This is a genomic window from Achromobacter deleyi, assembly GCF_013116765.2.
Lineage (GTDB): Bacteria > Pseudomonadota > Gammaproteobacteria > Burkholderiales > Burkholderiaceae_B > Achromobacter > Achromobacter deleyi_A.
This window is the reverse complement of sequence record NZ_CP074375.1, coordinates 2,754,721-2,772,620: the sequence shown is the minus strand read 5'-3', so window position 1 is coordinate 2,772,620 and position 17,900 is coordinate 2,754,721. Positions and strand designations below refer to the sequence as shown.

Here is a 17,900-nt window from a genome sequence, read left to right as displayed (position 1 = left end):
GTGGCGCTATGCCTGGGCGCTGTTGCCGTCGTCGAGATGCGCGCTGGCGTTATTGATGCCGAACACGGAGGTGTAGGCCGGATAGAAGCTGCAATACAGTATGCCGCCCGCCGCGATGTTGAACGGAATCTGCAGCGTTCCCGCGAGCTGGGGCGACAAGCCGACGGCGACCAGCAGCCCGGCGCAGAGGTCAATGAACAGAAACACCAGGATCCAGCAGGCGCCATAGACCAGAAAGGGCAGCTTGTTGCGCCAGCAGGCGACGCCGGAGAAGAACAGGGCCTGCATCAGCCGCAGTCCGTGCCAGGCCACCAGGACCGGCGCGTGCCAGAACAACGCGGCAATCACCATGTAGAGGACCGCGAACAGGGTCAGCGGCACGGCCATGGCTGACAGGATGGGCTCCATGCTTTTCTCGACGGACGCGATGCGCATGCCCTCGACCATCGCGTCAGTGAACGGCAGGAAGATGACCAGGCCAGTGACCATGCAGAGCGCCGCATAGAGCAGGCCCATCAGGAACAGCTTTCGGAACACGCCAGGCTGCTTGAGGGGCTTGGCCCACATGGATGGCAGCATGATGCGGTCGGCCTCCACATGCTTGCAGGCCGATAGCGTCATCAGGGTGATGATGGGCATCAGGGCCACGACCAGGATCGGGCCTACCGGCGGGGTTGCGGTAGCGAAAATGACCAGAAGGCTGATGGCCATGGCCCACATGAACATGGCCACGGGTTGCTTGCGGAACAGACGGAAACCGTCTCGGACCCAAAGCCAGCCGGACGTCGCGGGTAGAAATGCTGCTTGCATGGCTCTCTAAAGGGGAGATCTCTCAAAAGGGACGCGCTGTTCCCATTATGGGGGGCGTAACGGTTACGGCAATATTGGCAGATTCGGGCGGTGGCGCGCTTGCAACACTCTTTCGAAGTGGCGGGGATCGTGCGGCTTGAGGGTTTGGGCCGGCCGGGGCAGGAAAAAGTCGTACAGGCGGGAAACCCAGAACCGCAGGGCGGCCGCGCGCAGCATGAGCGGCCAGACTTCGCGCTCGGCGTCGGTGAAGGGACGCACCTTGGCGTAGGCGCTCAGCCAGGATTGAACCAGTTCTGGGATGAATTCGCCGGTGTCCCGTTCTATGCACCAGTCATTGACGCTGACCGCCACATCAAACAGCCAGGTGTCGCAGCCCGCGAAGTAGAAGTCGATGATGCCGCCCATGAGCGGATCCTCGAAGGTCCCGGCAAACAGGACATTGTCGCGGAACAGGTCGCAGTGGGCCGGGCCCGTCTGCAGAGCCTGCCAGGCGGGCGTGGCGATGGCGGCTTGCTGCGCAGCCAGTTCCGAAGCAAGCAGCCGGGCTTGGGCCGGATCCAGGAATGGCATGACCTTGGGGGCCGTTTCCAGCCACCAAGCCAGTCCGCGCAGGTTGGGCTGGCGGATCGGGAAGTCTTGCGCGGCCAGGTGGGCGCGGGCCAGCGTGGCGCCGGCCAGGGCGCAATGGGCTGCGCCCGGGGCGGGTTCGTAGCCGCCGGGCAGGCGCGAAACAATGGCGCAGGGCTTGTCATGCAGGGTGGTCAGGCGGGTGCCGTCGCGCAGGTTCTGGGGCTGGGGCACCGGGATGCCGCGCTCGGCCAGGTGGTACATCAGCTCAATGTAGAAGGGCAGTTGGGCGTGAGTCAGCACCTCGAACAGCGTCAGGACATATTCGCCCCGGGTCGTATGCAAGAAATAGTTGGTGTTCTCGATACCCGCCGTAATTCCTCGAAGCGAGATGAACTCGCCCAGGTCGAAATGCGCCAGCAGGGCGCGCGCGTCGTCGTCGGATACGGGAGTGAATACGGCCATTGATGTTCGGGAGTGAGGGGTTAACGGACGCTCGGACATGCCTGTACGGCGGCGGCGGCGCAATTTTAGACCACATGGCGGGCAGGGTCGGTGGCCGTTCGGAGGGCGGACGAATCGGGCTCCCGGACATAATGCCGCCAAGCACCGTAAAATACCGCATCCCCTTGTTTTGTAGAGTGATTCTTGGACTCCCCCGATTGGCGGCTATGCGTCGCCCCGATGATTGACGTTACCGACCGCCACTGCCGCTATTTTCACCGGCTGCTGGCCCCGCGCGCACGCCTGTACACGGAAATGATCACCACGGGCGCGCTGCTGCACGGCAATGTGGCGCGTCACCTGGACTTTGACGAAACCGAGCACCCCGTGGCGTTGCAGCTTGGCGGCAGCGAGCCGGAAGCCTTGGCCCAATCCGCCAGGCTGGGCCGGCAATGGGGCTATGACGAAATCAACCTCAATTGCGGTTGTCCGTCGGAGCGGGTGCAAAAGGGCGCGTTTGGCGCCTGCCTGATGGCGGAGCCGGCCTTGGTGGCGGATTGCATGAAAGCCATGCAGGACGCCGTGGACATTCCGGTCACGGTGAAGCACCGTCTGGGCCTGGATTACGAAGAATCCTACGATTTCGTCCGCGATTTCGTAGGCAAGATTTATGACACGGGCTGCCGGGTGTTCATCGCGCATGCCCGCAATGCGGTGCTCAAGGGCTTGTCCCCCAAGGACAACCGCGAGATTCCTCCGCTGCGCTACGACGTGGTCGCCCAGCTCAAACGAGATTTTCCGGATTGCACCTTTGTGCTCAACGGCGGCCTGGCGGATGCTGGCCAGTCCGTGCGCGCCGCGGAAAGCTTTGATGGCGTGATGCTGGGCCGCGCTGCCTGGCATACGCCGCGCGTGCTGTCCGAGGTGTCCTTGCAGCTGTGGCCGTCCGTGCGCCTGCCCAGCGACGCGCAGGTGGTGGACGCCATGACCGAGTACGCCGCGCGGCAGGTCGCCAAGGGGGTGCCGCTGCGCGTGATGACGCGTCCGATGCTGGGGCTGGTGAACGGCCAGTCGGGCGCGCGCCGCTGGCGGCGCATGCTGTCGGATCCGGCCTTGCTGGCCGCGAACAATCCCGAACTGATCTACGACGCCTGGCGCAGCCAGCGGCATGCGCCGGATGTGCGCGGCGCCGCGTTTGAAGCGGCGCCGGTAGGGGTGTGACCTCGCGGCAGGCCGCCGCGAGCGGGCAGGCTCAGGATTTGGCGGGTTCGGCGCTTTCCGTGGGCCAGTCCCGGATGTAGGCCTTCAACATGTTGTTTTCGAACTGTTGGGCCGCGACGATGGCCTGGGCCATGTCGTAGAAGGAAATTACGCCCATCAGCGTCGGGCCGTCCATGACAGGGATGTAGCGCGCGTGCTTTTCCAGCATGAGGCGCTGCACTTCGTCGGCGCTGGTGTTGGGGGACACGCTGACCGGAGCATCGTCCATGATCGAGCGGATGGTTGTTTCGCCGGCTCCGCCATGCGAATGCATGTGGCGGATGATCTCGCGGAACGTGAGCATGCCGGTCAGGGTGCCGAATTCCATGATCACGAGCGAGCCTATGTCCTGCTCGCTCATGGTTTGCACTGCCTGGGACACAGGCATGTCCGGCGACGCCGTATAGAGCGTATCGCCCTTGACGCGCAAAATCTCGCTGACCTTCAACATCGGTTTCTCCTGGGCGGACTACGCCCGAATGCTCTGCTATTTCTTTTTCGCTTCCAATTGCAATATTGGAGCGATTCCATTTTCGGTATTTTGCGCTTCTCCGCAGAGTTCTTCCAGCGTCGGCGTATTTTGCTGGGAAATCACGGACGAGGCGACTCGCAATATCTCCGGGTCATTGCGCACCCGGGGCTGGCTGCGGTCCAGCAGGAAACGGTCCACCACGGGCGCCATCGACGTTTCCCTGGCATCGCAGGTAAGCATCCAGTTGTCTTCGGGGCTGCGGGTTGCCAAACCCATGGCGCTCAGCGATTCCAGCACCTCATTCAGTTCGTCCTGATGCAGCCGCAATTGCGAGGCCAGCACGTTTGCCGGCAGGCCGGCCGGCTTGGTGGCCTGCGCCTTGCGCAAGGCGCGCAGGGCGTCCAGGGCGTCCACGAAGGGCGCGCCGGGGTAGCGGTTGATCTCCCAGCGACCCAGCCTGATCAGAGGCGCGCTGGAGGCAAGAGTGGCGCCCAGCAGCACCGCCAGCCAGGACAGGTAGATCCAGAGCAGGAAAATGGGCAGGGTCGCAAAGGCGCCGTAAATGACCGTGTACGTGGGAAACCGCGTCAGGTAGTACGCAAATCCCGACTTCATGATTTCCAGCACGATGGCGGTGACGCCGCCGCCGACCAGCGCATCGCGCCACAGTACGTCGCGGTTCGGGACGACGACGAACAGCGCCGCGAAACCCAGGCCGGTCAGGACCAGCGGAATGAAGGAAACGGCGACGCTGATTACCTCCGGCACGTCCTGGACCAAACCCAGGGACTCGCGGGCGACGAACGAGGTCGCCCAGAGGCTGGCGCCGGCCAGAACCGGGCCCAGCGTGATGATGGCCCAGTAAACCAGCGCCCGCTGCGGCAAGGGCCGCTGGCGCGAGACGCGCCAGATGTCGTTGAATGCCTGGTCTATCGTCATGATCAGCAGCAGCGAGGTAACCAGCAGGAATGCGCCGCCGATAGCGGTCAGGCGCGATGCCTGGCGCGCGAACTGGTTCAGGTATTCCATGATGTTGTCCGAGACGGACGGCGGCATCAGGCTGTTGGTCAGGAAGTCCTCGAGTGCGACCCGAAATTCCTGGAATACGGGAAAGGCCGTGAATAACGACAGCACGACGGCCAGCATGGGAACGATCGCCAGGACAGTCGTGAAGGTAAGGCTGGACGCGACCTGAAGCAGTTTTTCTTCGTTGGCGCGTTGAGCGACAAAACGAAAGACGCGCCCGGCCCGCGCCACCCATGAAGAGCGCGAGGTCGATGGCTCGGTGGCCGCCGGCGTAGCGGCGGAGGGCTCGGCGGGGCGATTCATCAGGCGATAATAGCAGTATGAATCCTGAACTCAACCCCCGCTTGCGCCTGCTGGCCTCGGTTTCATTGTTTGCCCTGATCGTGCTTTGCGTCGCCTGGGAAACCGTGGTGGCGCCCGTGCGGCCGGGAGGTTCCTGGATGCTGCTGAAGGCCTTGCCGCTGGCGTTTCCGCTACGCGGCATTGTGCGTGGCAATATCTACACTTACCAATGGGCGGCCATGCTGTCGCTGTTGTATCTGATGGAGGGAGTGGTGCGCGCAATGTCCGATCCGGCGCCCTTGTCCGTGCTGATGGCGTGGGGCGAGATCCTGTTGTCGGCCACCTTTTTCCTCAGTGCCATTTTCTATGTGCGGCCCGCCAAGCGCGCCGCCAGGAGTCAACGCGCATGAATGCCCAATCCCTGGCTGAACTGCAGGCCGTCAATTCGTTTGCCGCCCTGCCTGCGGCGTTCTACACCCGCCTGGCGCCTCAGGGGCTGAACAACCCGCGCCTGTTGCATGCCAATGCGGATGCCGCGGCCCTGATCGGCCTGGATCCGTCCGCCTTGTCCACGCCTGAATTCCTGGGCGTGTTCTCGGGCGCCCAGCCGCTGCCCGGCGGGGATACCCTGGCCGCCGTCTATAGCGGTCACCAGTTCGGTGTCTGGGCGGGCCAGCTTGGCGACGGGCGCGCCCACCTGCTCGGGGAGGTCCAAGGATCTCGGGGCGGTTGGGAGCTGCAGCTCAAGGGCTCGGGCATGACGCCGTACTCCCGCATGGGCGACGGCCGGGCCGTGTTGCGCTCGTCCGTGCGCGAATACCTGGCCAGCGAGGCCATGCACGGACTGGGCGTGCCGACGACGCGGGCGCTGGCGCTGGTGGTGTCCGACGACCCCGTCATGCGGGAAACGGTCGAGACGGCCGCCATCGTGACCCGCATGTCGCCCAGTTTCGTGCGTTTCGGCTCGTTTGAGCACTGGTCGTCGCGGCGCCAGCCCGACATGCTCAAGACGCTGGCGGATTATGTGATTGACCGCTACTACCCGGAATGCCGTGAGGCGCCCGCCGGCGAATCGCAGAATGAAAATGCGCCATATATAAATCTTCTGCGGGCGGTAACCCGGCGCACGGCGCGGTTGATGGCGGATTGGCAGGCGGTGGGGTTTTGCCATGGCGTCATGAATACGGACAATATGTCCATACTGGGGCTGACGCTGGATTATGGTCCTTACGGATTCATGGATGGTTTCCGGCTGGGGCATGTCTGCAACCATTCGGATTCCGAAGGGCGCTATTCGTGGAATCGCCAGCCTTCGGTGGCGCTTTGGAATCTTTATCGGCTGGGCGGCAGCCTGCACATGCTGGTGCAGGATGTCGAAGGCCTGCGGGCCGTGCTGGACGAATTCGAGGGCGTCTTCACGCGGGCCTTCCATGACAAGATGGGCGCCAAACTGGGCCTGGCGGCCTGGCGGCCCGAGGACGAAGGGTTGCTGGACGACCTCCTCAAGCTGATGGACGCCAACCAGGCCGATTTCACCCTGACGTGGCGGCGGCTGGCCGATGCGCTGCAGGGAGACCGCAGCGCGTTCGAGGACCTGTTCATCGACCGGCCGGCCGCGGGCGTCTGGCTGGACAGGCTTCTGGCCCGCCATGCGCAGGATGGGCGGCCCGTGCTGGAAGTGGTTGCGGCCATGAATGGCGTCAATCCGCTTTACGTGCTGCGCAACCACTTGGCGGAGGACGCGATCCGGGCGGCCAAGGCAGGGGACGCCAGCGAAATCGATACGCTGATGAAGCTGCTCCGGAATCCTTATGTGGCCCAGGAAGGCTATGAGCGCTATTCGGGATTGCCGCCGGATTGGGCGGGCGGAATCGAAGTCAGTTGTTCATCTTGATAGAGATTTACCGCAGGCCTGCCGGATGGATAATCGGCGGTTCAGGTCGGTTTATGAAAAAAAACCCGCAAAAATGTGAAATATCGCGGTTTTTTTCACTGCAATCATTCGTTTCCATTGTAAAAGTCGTAAGATTGCCGGCTGCGGGGCCCTTTGAATACGATGTGGTCTCCAGGGCTATTTGTCGACAATTTCAATATAAAGCACTCTGAATATGCCTGGCGCAGATGGTTTGCTATGTATCGGCCTGCTTGAGGATGACGCCGACTTCCGGGAGGAGTTGGCGTTAGGCCTGGGCGGCTATGGTTTCCGAGTGGCGTTTGCCTGTGACAATGCTGTGGCGTTTTATCGCCGATTGCAGGAGCAGCCGTGCGACATCGTCATCTTGGACGCCCATCTTCCCGGTGAAGACGGCTTTTCCGTCGCGACCCGGCTGCGTGCCTTGAGCCCGGTGGGCATCGTGATGCTGACGGGCCGCAGTGCTCTGGAAGACCGCGTTCGCGGGCTGGAAGGCGGCGCTGATGTCTATATGACCAAGCCCGTGGATCTTCTTGAACTCAGTTCGGTCATTCGCAGCCTGGCCCGCCGGATGCGGCTGGCCAAGGCGCCAAGGCCAGCTGACGCGGAGACGCGCGCCTCGGCGGACACCAACTGGTCCTTGCAGGACGGCGGCTGGATCCTGGTGGCGCCTGATGGCGCGTCCCTGCACCTCAGCGCGCAGGAGCGGACATTCCTGGTGGCTTTGATGGATGCGGCCGGCAGCGCGGTCAGCCGCCAGGCCTTGGCGGAACTGTTCCTGCCCGACAGCCCGGGTGGTTTTGAACTGCGGCGTATCGATGTGCTGGTGAGCCGGTTGCGCGCCAAGGCGCAAAGCGCCGGCCTCAAGTTGCCGGTACTGTCAGTGCGTGGCCAGGGTTACGTGTTCGCGGCCTGAGCCCGGCCACACCCGTTGCCCAGCCGGCCCATCTGCAGCCAATCAGGCCGCCGGGCCGGTGGCGGGCAGGGTGACGACAAAGCGCGTACCGACGCGCACCTTGCTTTGCATGGTCAGCGAACCGCCCTGGTTCTGGCAGATGCGCCGGGCCAGGTACAGGCCGATACCCATGCCTTGGGTTTCCCGATGCGCCGAGCGCCGGAAATGCGGCTCGAAGATTCGCGCCTGTTCTTCTTCGCCTATGCCCGGGCCGCGATCTATGACGGCCAGCCAGGTCATCGGAATGTCCTCGACGCGGGTGTGACCGGTTTCAATCCTGACCGGCTCGTTGGCCGGCGAATACTTGATGGCGTTGTGGATCAGGTTGCGCACCACCACGCTGGTCAGGGGGCGGTCGCAATAGACGGGCAAGGGGGCCAGGGCTTCCAACTCCAGCGCATGAGCGGTGTCTGGCTGCATGGCGGTCACGACATCGCGCGCGAGTTCGGCCATGTCGGTTTGTTCGCCGCGAGGACTCCACGCCTGTTCGTCCAGCCGGTCCTGATTCAGCAGCTGGTCCATCAATTCAGTCATGCGGGCGACCGATCGATGGATGCGCGCAAGACGGTTATCGACGGTTTCCCCACTGTCGGAAAGAATCATGTCCAACGACTGTGCTGCCGCGCTGATGGTGGCAAGCGGCGCGCGCAGTTCGTGCGAGATCAGCGCGTTCATCTGGCGCTGCGTGTCCAGCGCGCCCGCAAGTTCCGCCAACCGCAGTTCTCCCTGAGCGAGATGTTCGGCGTCTGTATGGTCAACGGCATTGCGGTTCGAAGCGGCGGGCGCGCGCGCGGACGCGCCCAGCGCCATCCAGAGCAGAGCGCCCGATACCAGCATCAATCGCAGCAATTCGGCAACCGTGCCGGCGGTATCGGTGCCATCGGCGCCCCATGCGTCGCGCCACAGAATCCAGGCGGACATGCCGTAGGCGATCGCCAGCGCCACGGATGACGCGCGCCCGGACGCCTGCCTTGCCTGCGCCAGAAACCATGCGGCCAGCGGCAGGCTGATGATGGCGCAGATGCCTGCGATGGCGGCGGGCAGCATGCCGTTCTCGGTCTCGTACACGAAGATCAGCGCCAAGGCCGCGATGCCTGCCAGCGTGATGCTGCTCCAGCGGCACGCCGCCGCAAGCCTGGCGGCGGTGCGCGACCCTTGCAGGAGCGGGGCGGTCAACGCCAGCAGGGCCGCGTAAGACCCCGCCAGCAGAGCGGCCGGCGGCATCAGCGTGGGCAGTGAGCGGAACAGGCCTTCGATGAGCATGAAGGCCAGGCCCGCGGCATATACCGCGTCCCGGGTATGAGCCCAAGCTGCGCCGCATGCCAGGCCGCAAGCGATCGCGACACCCGCGGTCAGGCCGGATTGGAGGTTCTCGTAGTCGCCATTCAGGCCGTAGGCCATGGCATAACCCGGCCAGAGCAGTGCGCACAGCAGCAGCCCCATTCGCGACCAGAGGTCTTGCCGGGGGGCGCCTGCACGGCCGGCGCGGCGGTGGCGGAAATGCCAGAGGGTGCGAAGAAACAATCCTTCCGTCAACTCGGAACCCATTGGTGGTCATGCGCGAGATCGTGCGCGTGGGCAAAGTTTACGACAGCCCCGCGTATTGCCCGCACGCCTATTTCTTCCAGCACGAATTGCGTGGCGGTGTCGGGTACATCCGCGGCATAGACAGCCATGTCCAGCGTCATGGCGGTGGCGACCACGGTGGCGGTCAGGTGCTGGCTTCCCGGGCTGTGCAGCAGGCCGGCGATGAAGCTGCCGCAGAGCGTCAGGTACGACACGGGAAACTCATGCAGGTGTTCCATGGCGCCGAATTGCTGCGACAGCCGCGATATGCCAACCCGGGCGCCCGCGCCGGTAACGATGTCGCAGAGCTGGCGCAGGTCGGCCCCTTGTTCCACCAGTCCCGCAGCGTCGACCTCGATGATCAGGCGCAGCGTCAGGGCAGGGCGGTCGGCCAGCATGCGCTCGAGCCTGGACAGAAATGAACCCTGCGCGAGCGAAGCCAGAGAGACCGGCACCGTCAGTGCGCCGTCATGGGTGAACAGCCAGTCCAGCCCCAGGCGGATTGCCTGGATGTCGCATTCGGCCGACAAGCCCAGGCGCACGGCGGGCGGCATGAAGATGGAGGCGGGCACCGGATCCGTGCCGGAGATGTCGTGGAGAGTCAGGCTGGCTTCATGATGCAGCAGCGTGCCGGACACGTCGTGCAGGGGCTGTGCCGACAGCGAGAACCGATGCTGCTCCAGGGCCGTGACCAGGGCATCGTGCCAGCTGTATTCGCCGATGCGGGTACTGTCGGCCGCTTGGCTGGCCGGCGTGATCTGATCGTCGTCGGCGCTTTCGGCGCACATCAGCGCGTGATCCAGCCGCGCCAGCGTGTCGCTCATGTTGTCGCCCGGCGCGAAGGCCGCCATGGCCAACGCCCAGCGGCACCAGCCGTACTTGTCCATCGGCACCCGCAGCGAACGCAGTTCGCGCCGCACGCGCTCGGCCAGCAGGCTGGCCTGCGGCGCGGAGGTGCGCGGGAGAAGCAGCGCGAAGTCAGATCCGCTGATGCGGGCAAGCTGCGCGGTGGGCCCGCCGAATTCCGCGACCAGCTTGCGCAGCCGCTCGGACGAGGAACGCAGCCACTGGTCGGTGAAAGCGCGCGACAGATGCCGGTTGATCTGCGCCAGGTCGCGCTGGCGGATCATCAGCAGGTGCCCCCCCGCGTCGGCGGTCTTGTCCGTCAGCGCCTGCCTGAATTGGTCGATGAAATGCTTGCGGTTGGACAAGCGGGTGATGGGGTCCCGGTAGATCTCGCTCTGCAGGGACTCTATCCGGGCGTTCTGTTCCTGTACGGTGGCGGCCACCCGGCGTTGCGCATCGACCAGAGCCTGATCCACTCCCGCCAGTTCGCACGATCCGGTCAATTGCGTATCGTCGCCTGGGGCCAGGGCGCGTACGCGCTCGCAGATGTCGCGCGAGGTGCGCGCTTCTATCCAGCGGACGAGGTTGACGGCGAAAAGTGCCCAGAAGACGGCGGCGGCCAATACCAGGCCCAGCACCCTCATGCCGCCTTGCCACAGCGTGTCGCGCGCCAGCCGCGCGTCCGCTTGCACCGTTATGGTGCCTTTTGCCCGGCCGTCTGCCGTGGCGAAGGGCCGGGATACCGCCGGGGCTTCCATGTTGAGCCACGCGTTGCGCCAGTTGCGTTCCCTTCCGGCGCCGTCCGTACGCACGCGCCGTTCGATGCTGGCCGCATTCCCGTCGTTGGTAATGCGCACCAGGGCATACAAGCCTTGTCCGAACAGTTCGTCCGCGAGCTCGGCTTGTTCGTCCGTGCTGACTGCGCCATGGGACAGGGCCCACGCCAGCGCATTGACGCCCGCTTCACTTTGCTGCGCCAGTTGCGCGTTCAGGTAGCGGTGCGCCGCCAGCATCCCCAGCGCCTGGGCGCCGAGCAGGATGAAGCCGATCAGAAGGGCGGAGCATAGAAGTAGCCGGCGTAGTGTTGGCATGTACTTGAGGGTCCCTTCCTGGGCTGCACGGTTGCCTGCGTCATTGAGCGCTCGGCTGCCGGTTAAAGGGGGGCATCAGGCGGCGAAGGCGTCTGACAGAAAAAAACCTGGATAAGAAACGTGACACACGTTACCAATACTTCGAAGGCGACGCTTACACTGTAATTCGGCATGTCACAGAACGCACAGAATATTACGAAATCCGCTTCGACTTCAGACAACCTGTGCAATTATTTCGTCCGTGATAATTGTTCGCTTGAGAACTATTGAGACACTGCGTATTAATTTTTGGGGTTCGGCTGTCGTAGTAAGGGCAAGGCATGGCGAACAGGACCGGCCAGCGACCGCCAATCCAGGACCCGTCATGACCCGCTGCGAGCAACTACAGATCCGAAGGAACTCAGGAATAAGGGGTGCGTTGCCTCTGAAATGTGGCGTTTTTTTGCGAAAACAATGCATAATTTAAAGAATGTTACGGCCCTTGGGCCCCCTCGCGGGCCGCAACGTCAGGGGCTTATAGATAGGGGGCTCCGTGCGTGAGAGTTACCTGCTCGCACTGTGCCTGGCGCTCGCGGGCGCACTAGCAGCGATAAGTCTGTTCTTCGTCCGCAGGGAACGCGCATTGCGCCGCCGCCTGACGCGCGATGAACTGACTGGCCTCCTCAGCCAGCAGGAGCTGCGTCGGCGCGCGCGCGCGTGGCTGAACAAGCCCCAGGGTACCGCACGCCAGGGCGCCTTCTTTCTGGTCAGCTTTGAACACTACGCCCAGATCAGCGCGATGCTGCGGGCGGGCGAAGACCAGGCGTTGCTGGTGTTGGTGGCGGACCGGCTCCGCCTCATCACCCGGACCTTGGGTGGCATAGTGGCGCGGACCGGCACCGACGCGTTCACCGTCTGTGTGCCCGAAGTGGACGAACAGGGCGCGGCGCAGGTGTCGGCCAAGCTGCTGGAAGACCTGAGCGCACCCTACGAATTAGGGGGGCGTCCCCTTATTGCCGTTTTCCGCGTCGGCGCTGCGCTGTATCCCGAGCACGGCCGCAGCGTGGAGGAATTGCAACGCTGCGTGCAGGTGGCCCTGATTCCCCTCAAGGAGCGTGGCGGCCCGGGCTGGAATCTGTTCGATTTCCGGCTGCTTGCGCGCCAGCGGGACCAGCAGGGGCTGGAGAACGACTTGAGGCTGGCGCTGACCACGCCAGCGATGGACCAGTTTGAACTGTATTACCAGCCGGTCTGCGATAGCGGCACCGGCGTGGTGCAGGGATGCGAGGCGCTGCTGCGCTGGCATCACCCCGTGCTGGGCAGCGTGTCCCCCGCAGTGACCATAGAATTGGCCGAGCGCAGCGGCCTGATCGTGCCGCTGGGCGCCTGGATCCTGGAACGCGCGTGTTCGCAAGCGGTGCTCTGGCCATCCGCCTGGCGGGTGCATGTGAATCTGTCGGTCAAGCAGATGAACGAGGACGGCCTGGTGCAGCTGGTGTCCGATGTGCTGGCCACGACCCGCCTGGCTCCGCGCAAGCTGGTGCTGGAGATCACCGAATCCATCTTCATCCTGCACTACGAGCGGCATGTGAAGATCCTGAATACGCTGCGCGAGAAAGGGATCGGGGTGGCGCTGGACGACTTCGGTTGCGGCTATTCCAGCCTGAATCACCTGCGTCACCTGCCCATCGACTGGGTCAAGATCGACCGCAGTTTCATCTCTGCTCTGGAATCGGATGCGGGCAGCCGCGAGGTCGTGTCCGCGCTGTTCGGCCTTTGCCAGGCAATGCATTTGCCCGTGGTGGCCGAGGGCGTCGAGACCGAGGGCCAGCGCGAAATCCTCAAGTCCCTGGGATGCCGCGTGATGCAGGGTTTCCTCCTCGGCCGGCCGGCGCCCGCGTCTGAAATCCAGGCTTTGGCTTCGGCGGTGTCATAATCGGGGTTGCTTGCAAACCCGACCTGTTGACTTCCTATGCCCGGCAATACCCTAGGTACCCTCTTTACCGTCACTAATTTCGGCGAATCCCACGGGCCGGCCATCGGTTGCGTCGTGGATGGCTGTCCACCCGGATTGGCGCTGGACGCATCCGACATCCAGCTTGAACTGGACCGCCGCCGTCCTGGCACCTCCCGCCATGTCACGCAACGCCAGGAAGCCGACCAGGTAGAGATCCTGTCGGGCGTCTATGAAGGGGTCACCACCGGCACGCCTATCGGTCTCCTGATCCGCAATACGGATGCGCGCAGCAAGGATTACTCCAATATTGCCGACACCTTCCGGCCCGGGCATGCCGACTACGCCTATTGGCGCAAGTTCGGCGTGCGCGACCCGCGCGGCGGCGGACGCTCGTCGGCGCGCTTGACGGCACCCACCGTGGCGGCCGGTGCGATCGCCAAGAAATGGCTGTCCGAGCAATACGGCGTCAGGGTGCGCGGGTACATGAGCCAGTTGGGCCCTGTCGCGATTCCTTTCGTCTCCTGGGACGAAGTGCCCAACAACCCGTTCTACGCGCCCAACGCCGAGGTCGTCCCGGAACTGGAGGCCTATATGGACCAGTTGCGCCGCGACGGGGACTCCGTGGGGGCGCGCATCGAAGTCGTGGCCGAGAACCTGCCCGCGGGCTGGGGCGAGCCCATATACGACCGCCTGGATGCCGACATCGCGCATGTGATGATGGGCCTGAACGCGGTCAAGGGCGTGTCCATCGGGGCGGGTTTCGACTGCATCGCGCAACGCGGCGCGGAGCATGGCGACGAGATCACGCCCGACGGGTTCCTGACCAATCATGCGGGCGGAGTGCTGGGCGGGATCTCCACCGGCCAGCCGATCACCGTGTCGCTGGCGATCAAACCCACATCCAGCATCCGAGTCGAGCGCCGTTCGGTCAATCGCGCCAATGAGCCGGTCGTCGTGCAGACGCTGGGCCGCCATGATCCTTGCGTAGGAATCCGGGCGACCCCTATCGCCGAAGCCATGCTCGCGCTCGTGCTGATCGACCACGCCCTGCGTCATCGCGGGCAGTGCGGCGCGCCAGTCTGATACGCTTCTTGCTGTTGAAATGGCTTGGAGGCCGACATGAACCGGAAACCCCACTTTCTGCGTAATGCCGGAGCCGTGCTCTCGCTGGTTGTCCTGGCGGGTTGCACGGGCATGAATACCACGCAGTCTGGCGCCGTTGGCGTCAACCGTACCCAATATATGTCCAGCATGGTGCCTTCGCAGGCATTGGAGCAGGAGGCGACCCAGCAGTACGCCGACATCCTGAAACAGGCCCAGTCCAAAGGCTTGGCGGACCGGGATGCCCAGCAGTTGTCGCGCGTGCGCACCATTTCCCAACGCCTGATCGAGCAGGCGGGCGTGTTCCGTCCCGACGCGGCCAACTGGAAATGGGAAGTGCATGTGCTGTCCAGCGACGAGATCAACGCCTGGTGCATGCCTGGCGGCAAGATCGCCGTCTATACGGGGCTGATCGCAAAGATCAAGCCCTCCGACGATGAACTGGCTGCGGTGCTGGGCCACGAGATCGCCCATGCGCTGCGGGAGCACGCACGCGAACGGGTGTCTCAGCAGATGGCAACCAATCTGGGCTTGTCGGTCCTGGCCATCGCCACGGGGTCATCCGCGGCATCTGACCTGGGCGAGCAATTCACCAGCGTCATGTTCACCCTTCCCAACAGCCGTACGCACGAGACGGAGGCTGACCGGATGGGGGTGGAGCTGGCGGCAAGGGCGGGTTATGACCCGCGCGCCGCCGTGACCTTGTGGCAGAAGATGGGATCGGCCGATCAGGGCAATGCGCCGCCCGAGATTCTCTCGACCCATCCTTCGGCAGCCTCGCGCATCAGCGACCTGCAAGCCGCGGCGCAGAAGGTGATGCCCTTGTACGAGCAATCCAAAGGCAAAGCCGCCCGTTGAACAGAGGGGCGGGCAGGGCGCGGAGCTGACTACGCTCCGCTCGCCGTCTTCACGCCCGGACCCCGCATGATGCTGATGCCCAGGCCGGCCAGGATGCGCTGCGTTTCGGCGTCCGGCACGTCTTCCGCGTAGACCGCGATGTTCAAGGCCCGGGCGGTTTCCAGCACGGAGGACGTCAATTGCTGGCTGCCAGGGCTTTGCGACATGCCGCCCACGAAGCCGCCACCCAGTTTCACGTAGGACAAGGGCAGGGTGTGCAATTGCGCAACCGCGCCGAACTGCTGCGCCAGCCGGCGCACGCCGAGGTGCGCGCCAAACTCCGAGACGACGCGCGCCAGGGCGGCGATCTGCTCATGGCATTCCACCAGGCCGTGCGCATCGATTTCCAGGAACAGGCGGCGAGCCAGGGGACGACGCTCTGTCAACAGCAGAGCCAGTTGGCGGAAGAATTTCTGCCCGCGCAACGAGGGCAGGGCCACGCGGACCGCCAGCTCACCCTTGTGAGCTGCCAGCCAGTCCAGGCCCAGGCTGACGGCTTCCAGGTCGCAGTCGGCCACCAGGTCCAGGCGCACGGCGGGCGGGATGAACAGCGTGGCCGGAATCGGCACCTGATCGGGGGCGGTGCGCAGCATCAGCATGGCTTCGTTCCGCACGGTGTGTCCGTCCAGGGCCAGCAGGCGTTCGGTCGCCAGTTCGAAGCGATGGCCTTCCAGCGCGGACTGGATGGCGTCCTTCCAGGCGCGCTCGCCGGATTCCGAAGGAGATTGCATGTCGGTCGCGCCCGCGATCACGACTTGATCGTTGCCGGCGCTTTCGGCGCGCATCAGGCCGAAATCCAGCCGCGCGAGCACCGGGCCAGCCTGGTTGCCGTGTCCATAGTCGGTCATGGCTTGCGCCCAGCGGCACAGATGCCCTTCCCCAACGGGGATGCGCGAGGCATGCAGGTCCGCCCTCAGCTGTTCCGCGATCATCATGGCCTGGGGCGCCGCGCAGCCGGGCAACAGCAATGCAAAATCCGATCCGTTCAGGCGGGCCAGCATGGGCGAGGCCACATGCATGCTCTTTAGCGTACCCAGGATGCGTTCGCATGCCGCGCGCAGCCATTGATCGATGAACTCGCGAGGCATGTAGCGGTTCAGATCGGCCAGGTCGCGTTGACGGAACACCAGCACGTGGCCGCCGTCGATTGCGTGGGCCGTCCGGGCAGGCTTTGCCTCCAGCGCGCGCCGGAACTCGTTGACGAAATACTTGCGGTTTGGCAAGCCGGTCACCGGATCCTGGTTCAGTTCCAGCTCCAGCGATTCGATCTTCGCGTTTTGCTCTTCGACGCTGGCGTGCACCCGCTCGCGCGTCTGATTCAGGGCCTGGACGACACCGGTCAGCTCGGGCACGCGCGCTTCGACCTGCTCGGGCGGGGAGTCCTGGCCGATGCTGCGGACGTGATCGCTGATCTCGCGCAGCAGTCGGTTCTTGATCCAGCCGACCAGCACGAAGGCGAACACCGCCCACAGGATGCCGGCGCCCACCACCAGGGCAATCATCTTCAGGCTGCTGCGCCACAGGGCTTCCCAGGCGTAGGCGTCGTTGGCGATCAGGGTGACCTCGCCAATCTGCCGCCATCCATCGCTGACCGCGTGCGTGGCCGCCTGCGCGTCCAGAGGCGCCAGCGCCTGGAACCAGGCCGGCACGGCAGCCGCGGTGGTCGTGGACTTGCGTTCGATCAGAACCTTGCCGTCCGGGTCGGTCAGGCGCACCAGCGAAAAATGCCCGCCGTCGTACAGCGCCGAAACCAGCAGCTCCTGGACGACCGGGTCATTGTTCGCGGGTTGCGACAGGGACAGCGCCAGGGACACGGCGGCATCGGTGCTCTGCACCTGGAGCTGGCCCGACAGGTATTCGCGCGCGGAGTTGACGCTGAGCGCCAGAGTGCCCAGCAAGATGACGCTGATGGCAAGGGTCACGCTGAGCAGTAGCTGACGAAGTATGGACATAGTCTTGTTTCCGGACATCAGGGGCGGATGCCTTCGCGTTCCATGCGTTGAAGTAGATCACGCCAGCGGCTGAGGCGGTCAACGGGTGCGGCGGCCTTGCCGTCCACGTAGACACCGTCGGCGTTGAAACTGAATACCGGCGTCAGGTCGCGCCGCTGCGTGGCCGGAAGAATGGTTGAGATCAAGCTGTCCAGCACCAGCGGAACGGCATTCGGGGTTTCGTAATAGCCCAGCACCATGTGAGCCACCTGGCTGCTGCTGGCCGCGCCGCCGATGCGCGCGCGGACATAGATGAAGCGCAGCTTGTTGGCCGGGACGCCCAACGCCAGCAAGGTGAAATACTTGCCGATGACATAGTCTTCGCAATCACCCGCGCCTCTGCCCAGCGACTCCAGCGGCGTCGCCCAATAGTCAGCTTGCTTCCAGATGATGGAGTCCTCGCCGGAGAGCAGGGCGCGGTTCCAGAAATCGTTCGCCAGCGTCAGCCTGTCCTTTTCCGGGGCTGGCGCGGGGGCGCGCATCAGCTGCAGCCAGTTCGAGACCGATTTGGAGCCCTTGGCGCCGTAGCGGCTGGCCGACAGGCTTTGCAGCCGGTCGGAATTCACTTCCAGGGCGGAGCTGCCGCCCCAGCCGCAAGCCAGGCATAGCAAGACCACTCGGCACAGAGTCAGCGTGCTTTTGTAACGGCGGGTGGATGGCATGAAACGGATTTTCACATTTTTCCGGGCATCTTGGACGTGCCCTTGGAAAAAATGCGTCGTACGGTCGGGAAAGGCCGATGCC

At 64.3% G+C, this 17,900-nt stretch carries 15 protein-coding genes; 7 read left to right on the top strand and 8 right to left on the bottom strand.

Going from position 1 to position 17,900, the window contains the following annotated elements; all coding sequences use genetic code 11:
* Nucleotides 1-6: 6 nt before the first annotated feature.
* Nucleotides 7-810, bottom strand: a complete 804-nt coding sequence (locus HLG70_RS29555) for a BPSS1780 family membrane protein (RefSeq protein WP_234103078.1) — start codon at nt 808-810, stop codon at nt 7-9.
* A 63-nt stretch (nt 811-873) separates the two neighbouring features.
* Complete coding sequence (locus tag HLG70_RS12375; RefSeq protein ID WP_171664099.1) at nt 874-1,842, bottom strand: homoserine kinase; 969 nt, start codon at nt 1,840-1,842, stop codon at nt 874-876.
* A 183-nt stretch (nt 1,843-2,025) separates the two neighbouring features.
* Here HLG70_RS12375 and dusA point away from each other — a divergent pair, with 183 nt between their 5' ends.
* Nucleotides 2,026-3,042: a tRNA dihydrouridine(20/20a) synthase DusA gene (gene dusA / locus HLG70_RS12370; RefSeq protein ID WP_171664100.1), complete on the top strand. Its 1,017-nt coding sequence runs from the start codon at nt 2,026-2,028 to the stop codon at nt 3,040-3,042.
* Nucleotides 3,043-3,073: 31 nt separating this feature from the next.
* Here the strand turns inward: dusA and HLG70_RS12365 are convergent, their stop codons facing one another.
* Complete coding sequence (locus HLG70_RS12365) at nt 3,074-3,532, bottom strand: CBS domain-containing protein (RefSeq protein WP_171664101.1); 459 nt, start codon at nt 3,530-3,532, stop codon at nt 3,074-3,076.
* Between the two features lie 36 nt (nt 3,533-3,568).
* The gene (locus HLG70_RS12360) at nt 3,569-4,882 is read right to left on the bottom strand and encodes a YihY family inner membrane protein (protein WP_171664102.1); all 1,314 of its coding nucleotides are present in this window, start codon (nt 4,880-4,882) and stop codon (nt 3,569-3,571) included.
* 17 nt (nt 4,883-4,899) lie between these two features.
* Here HLG70_RS12360 and HLG70_RS12355 point away from each other — a divergent pair, with 17 nt between their 5' ends.
* The 3 genes from HLG70_RS12355 to HLG70_RS12345 all read left to right on the top strand — a co-directional run bounded on the left by HLG70_RS12355 (nt 4,900) and on the right by HLG70_RS12345 (nt 7,689).
* A complete protein-coding gene (locus HLG70_RS12355; protein WP_171664103.1) occupies nt 4,900-5,271 on the top strand; it encodes a DUF2069 domain-containing protein in 372 nt (123 codons plus the stop codon).
* Nucleotides 5,268-6,755 (top strand): protein adenylyltransferase SelO, encoded by a 1,488-nt coding sequence (locus tag HLG70_RS12350; RefSeq protein ID WP_171664104.1) that lies wholly within the window; start codon nt 5,268-5,270, stop codon nt 6,753-6,755. The genes HLG70_RS12355 and HLG70_RS12350 overlap by 4 nt, the downstream gene beginning before the upstream one ends.
* A gap of 214 nt (nt 6,756-6,969) precedes the next feature.
* Nucleotides 6,970-7,689: a response regulator transcription factor gene (locus HLG70_RS12345; RefSeq protein ID WP_043518814.1), complete on the top strand. Its 720-nt coding sequence runs from the start codon at nt 6,970-6,972 to the stop codon at nt 7,687-7,689.
* A 42-nt stretch (nt 7,690-7,731) separates the two neighbouring features.
* Here HLG70_RS12345 and HLG70_RS12340 read toward each other — a convergent pair whose 3' ends face one another.
* Both HLG70_RS12340 and HLG70_RS12335 read right to left on the bottom strand, forming a co-directional pair.
* On the bottom strand, nt 7,732-9,171 hold the full coding sequence (locus tag HLG70_RS12340) for a sensor histidine kinase (protein WP_171664105.1): 1,440 nt from the start codon (nt 9,169-9,171) through the stop codon (nt 7,732-7,734).
* An 89-nt stretch (nt 9,172-9,260) separates the two neighbouring features.
* The gene (locus HLG70_RS12335) at nt 9,261-11,231 is read right to left on the bottom strand and encodes a bifunctional diguanylate cyclase/phosphodiesterase (protein ID WP_171664106.1); all 1,971 of its coding nucleotides are present in this window, start codon (nt 11,229-11,231) and stop codon (nt 9,261-9,263) included.
* 532 nt (nt 11,232-11,763) lie between these two features.
* Here HLG70_RS12335 and HLG70_RS12330 point away from each other — a divergent pair.
* The 3 genes from HLG70_RS12330 to HLG70_RS12320 are packed head-to-tail and all read left to right on the top strand — an operon-like array spanning nt 11,764 to nt 15,126.
* Nucleotides 11,764-13,146, top strand: a complete 1,383-nt coding sequence (locus tag HLG70_RS12330; RefSeq protein ID WP_171664107.1) for a putative bifunctional diguanylate cyclase/phosphodiesterase — start codon at nt 11,764-11,766, stop codon at nt 13,144-13,146.
* A 36-nt stretch (nt 13,147-13,182) separates the two neighbouring features.
* Nucleotides 13,183-14,250, top strand: a complete 1,068-nt coding sequence (gene aroC / locus HLG70_RS12325) for a chorismate synthase (RefSeq protein WP_171664108.1) — start codon at nt 13,183-13,185, stop codon at nt 14,248-14,250.
* Nucleotides 14,251-14,286: 36 nt separating this feature from the next.
* Nucleotides 14,287-15,126, top strand: a complete 840-nt coding sequence (locus HLG70_RS12320; RefSeq protein WP_171664109.1) for a M48 family metallopeptidase — start codon at nt 14,287-14,289, stop codon at nt 15,124-15,126.
* Between the two features lie 29 nt (nt 15,127-15,155).
* Here HLG70_RS12320 and HLG70_RS12315 read toward each other — a convergent pair whose 3' ends face one another.
* Nucleotides 15,156-17,117, bottom strand: a complete 1,962-nt coding sequence (locus HLG70_RS12315; RefSeq protein ID WP_171664110.1) for a bifunctional diguanylate cyclase/phosphodiesterase — start codon at nt 17,115-17,117, stop codon at nt 15,156-15,158.
* 17 nt (nt 17,118-17,134) lie between these two features.
* Nucleotides 17,135-17,818 carry a transglutaminase-like cysteine peptidase gene (locus HLG70_RS12310; RefSeq protein WP_171664111.1) on the bottom strand — a complete coding sequence of 228 codons (684 nt, stop codon included), beginning with the start codon at nt 17,816-17,818 and terminating at the stop codon, nt 17,135-17,137.
* Nucleotides 17,819-17,900: the final 82 nt, after the last annotated feature.

What these genes read in the sequence shown, in the direction of transcription:
- HLG70_RS29555 (WP_234103078.1), bottom strand. Translation starts at nt 810, where the DNA reads ATGCAAGCAGCATTTCTACCCGCGACGTCCGGCTGGCTTTGGGTCCGA.
- HLG70_RS12375 (WP_171664099.1), bottom strand. Translation starts at nt 1,842, where the DNA reads ATGGCCGTATTCACTCCCGTATCCGACGACGACGCGCGCGCCCTGCTG.
- HLG70_RS12365 (WP_171664101.1), bottom strand. Translation starts at nt 3,532, where the DNA reads ATGTTGAAGGTCAGCGAGATTTTGCGCGTCAAGGGCGATACGCTCTAT.
- HLG70_RS12360 (WP_171664102.1), bottom strand. Translation starts at nt 4,882, where the DNA reads ATGAATCGCCCCGCCGAGCCCTCCGCCGCTACGCCGGCGGCCACCGAG.
- HLG70_RS12355 (WP_171664103.1), top strand. Translation starts at nt 4,900, where the DNA reads ATGAATCCTGAACTCAACCCCCGCTTGCGCCTGCTGGCCTCGGTTTCA.
- HLG70_RS12350 (WP_171664104.1), top strand. Translation starts at nt 5,268, where the DNA reads ATGAATGCCCAATCCCTGGCTGAACTGCAGGCCGTCAATTCGTTTGCC.
- HLG70_RS12345 (WP_043518814.1), top strand. Translation starts at nt 6,970, where the DNA reads ATGCCTGGCGCAGATGGTTTGCTATGTATCGGCCTGCTTGAGGATGAC.
- HLG70_RS12340 (WP_171664105.1), bottom strand. Translation starts at nt 9,171, where the DNA reads ATGGGGCTGCTGCTGTGCGCACTGCTCTGGCCGGGTTATGCCATGGCC.
- HLG70_RS12335 (WP_171664106.1), bottom strand. Translation starts at nt 11,231, where the DNA reads ATGCCAACACTACGCCGGCTACTTCTATGCTCCGCCCTTCTGATCGGC.
- aroC (WP_171664108.1), top strand. Translation starts at nt 13,183, where the DNA reads ATGCCCGGCAATACCCTAGGTACCCTCTTTACCGTCACTAATTTCGGC.
- HLG70_RS12320 (WP_171664109.1), top strand. Translation starts at nt 14,287, where the DNA reads ATGAACCGGAAACCCCACTTTCTGCGTAATGCCGGAGCCGTGCTCTCG.
- HLG70_RS12315 (WP_171664110.1), bottom strand. Translation starts at nt 17,117, where the DNA reads ATGTCCATACTTCGTCAGCTACTGCTCAGCGTGACCCTTGCCATCAGC.
- HLG70_RS12310 (WP_171664111.1), bottom strand. Translation starts at nt 17,818, where the DNA reads ATGCCATCCACCCGCCGTTACAAAAGCACGCTGACTCTGTGCCGAGTG.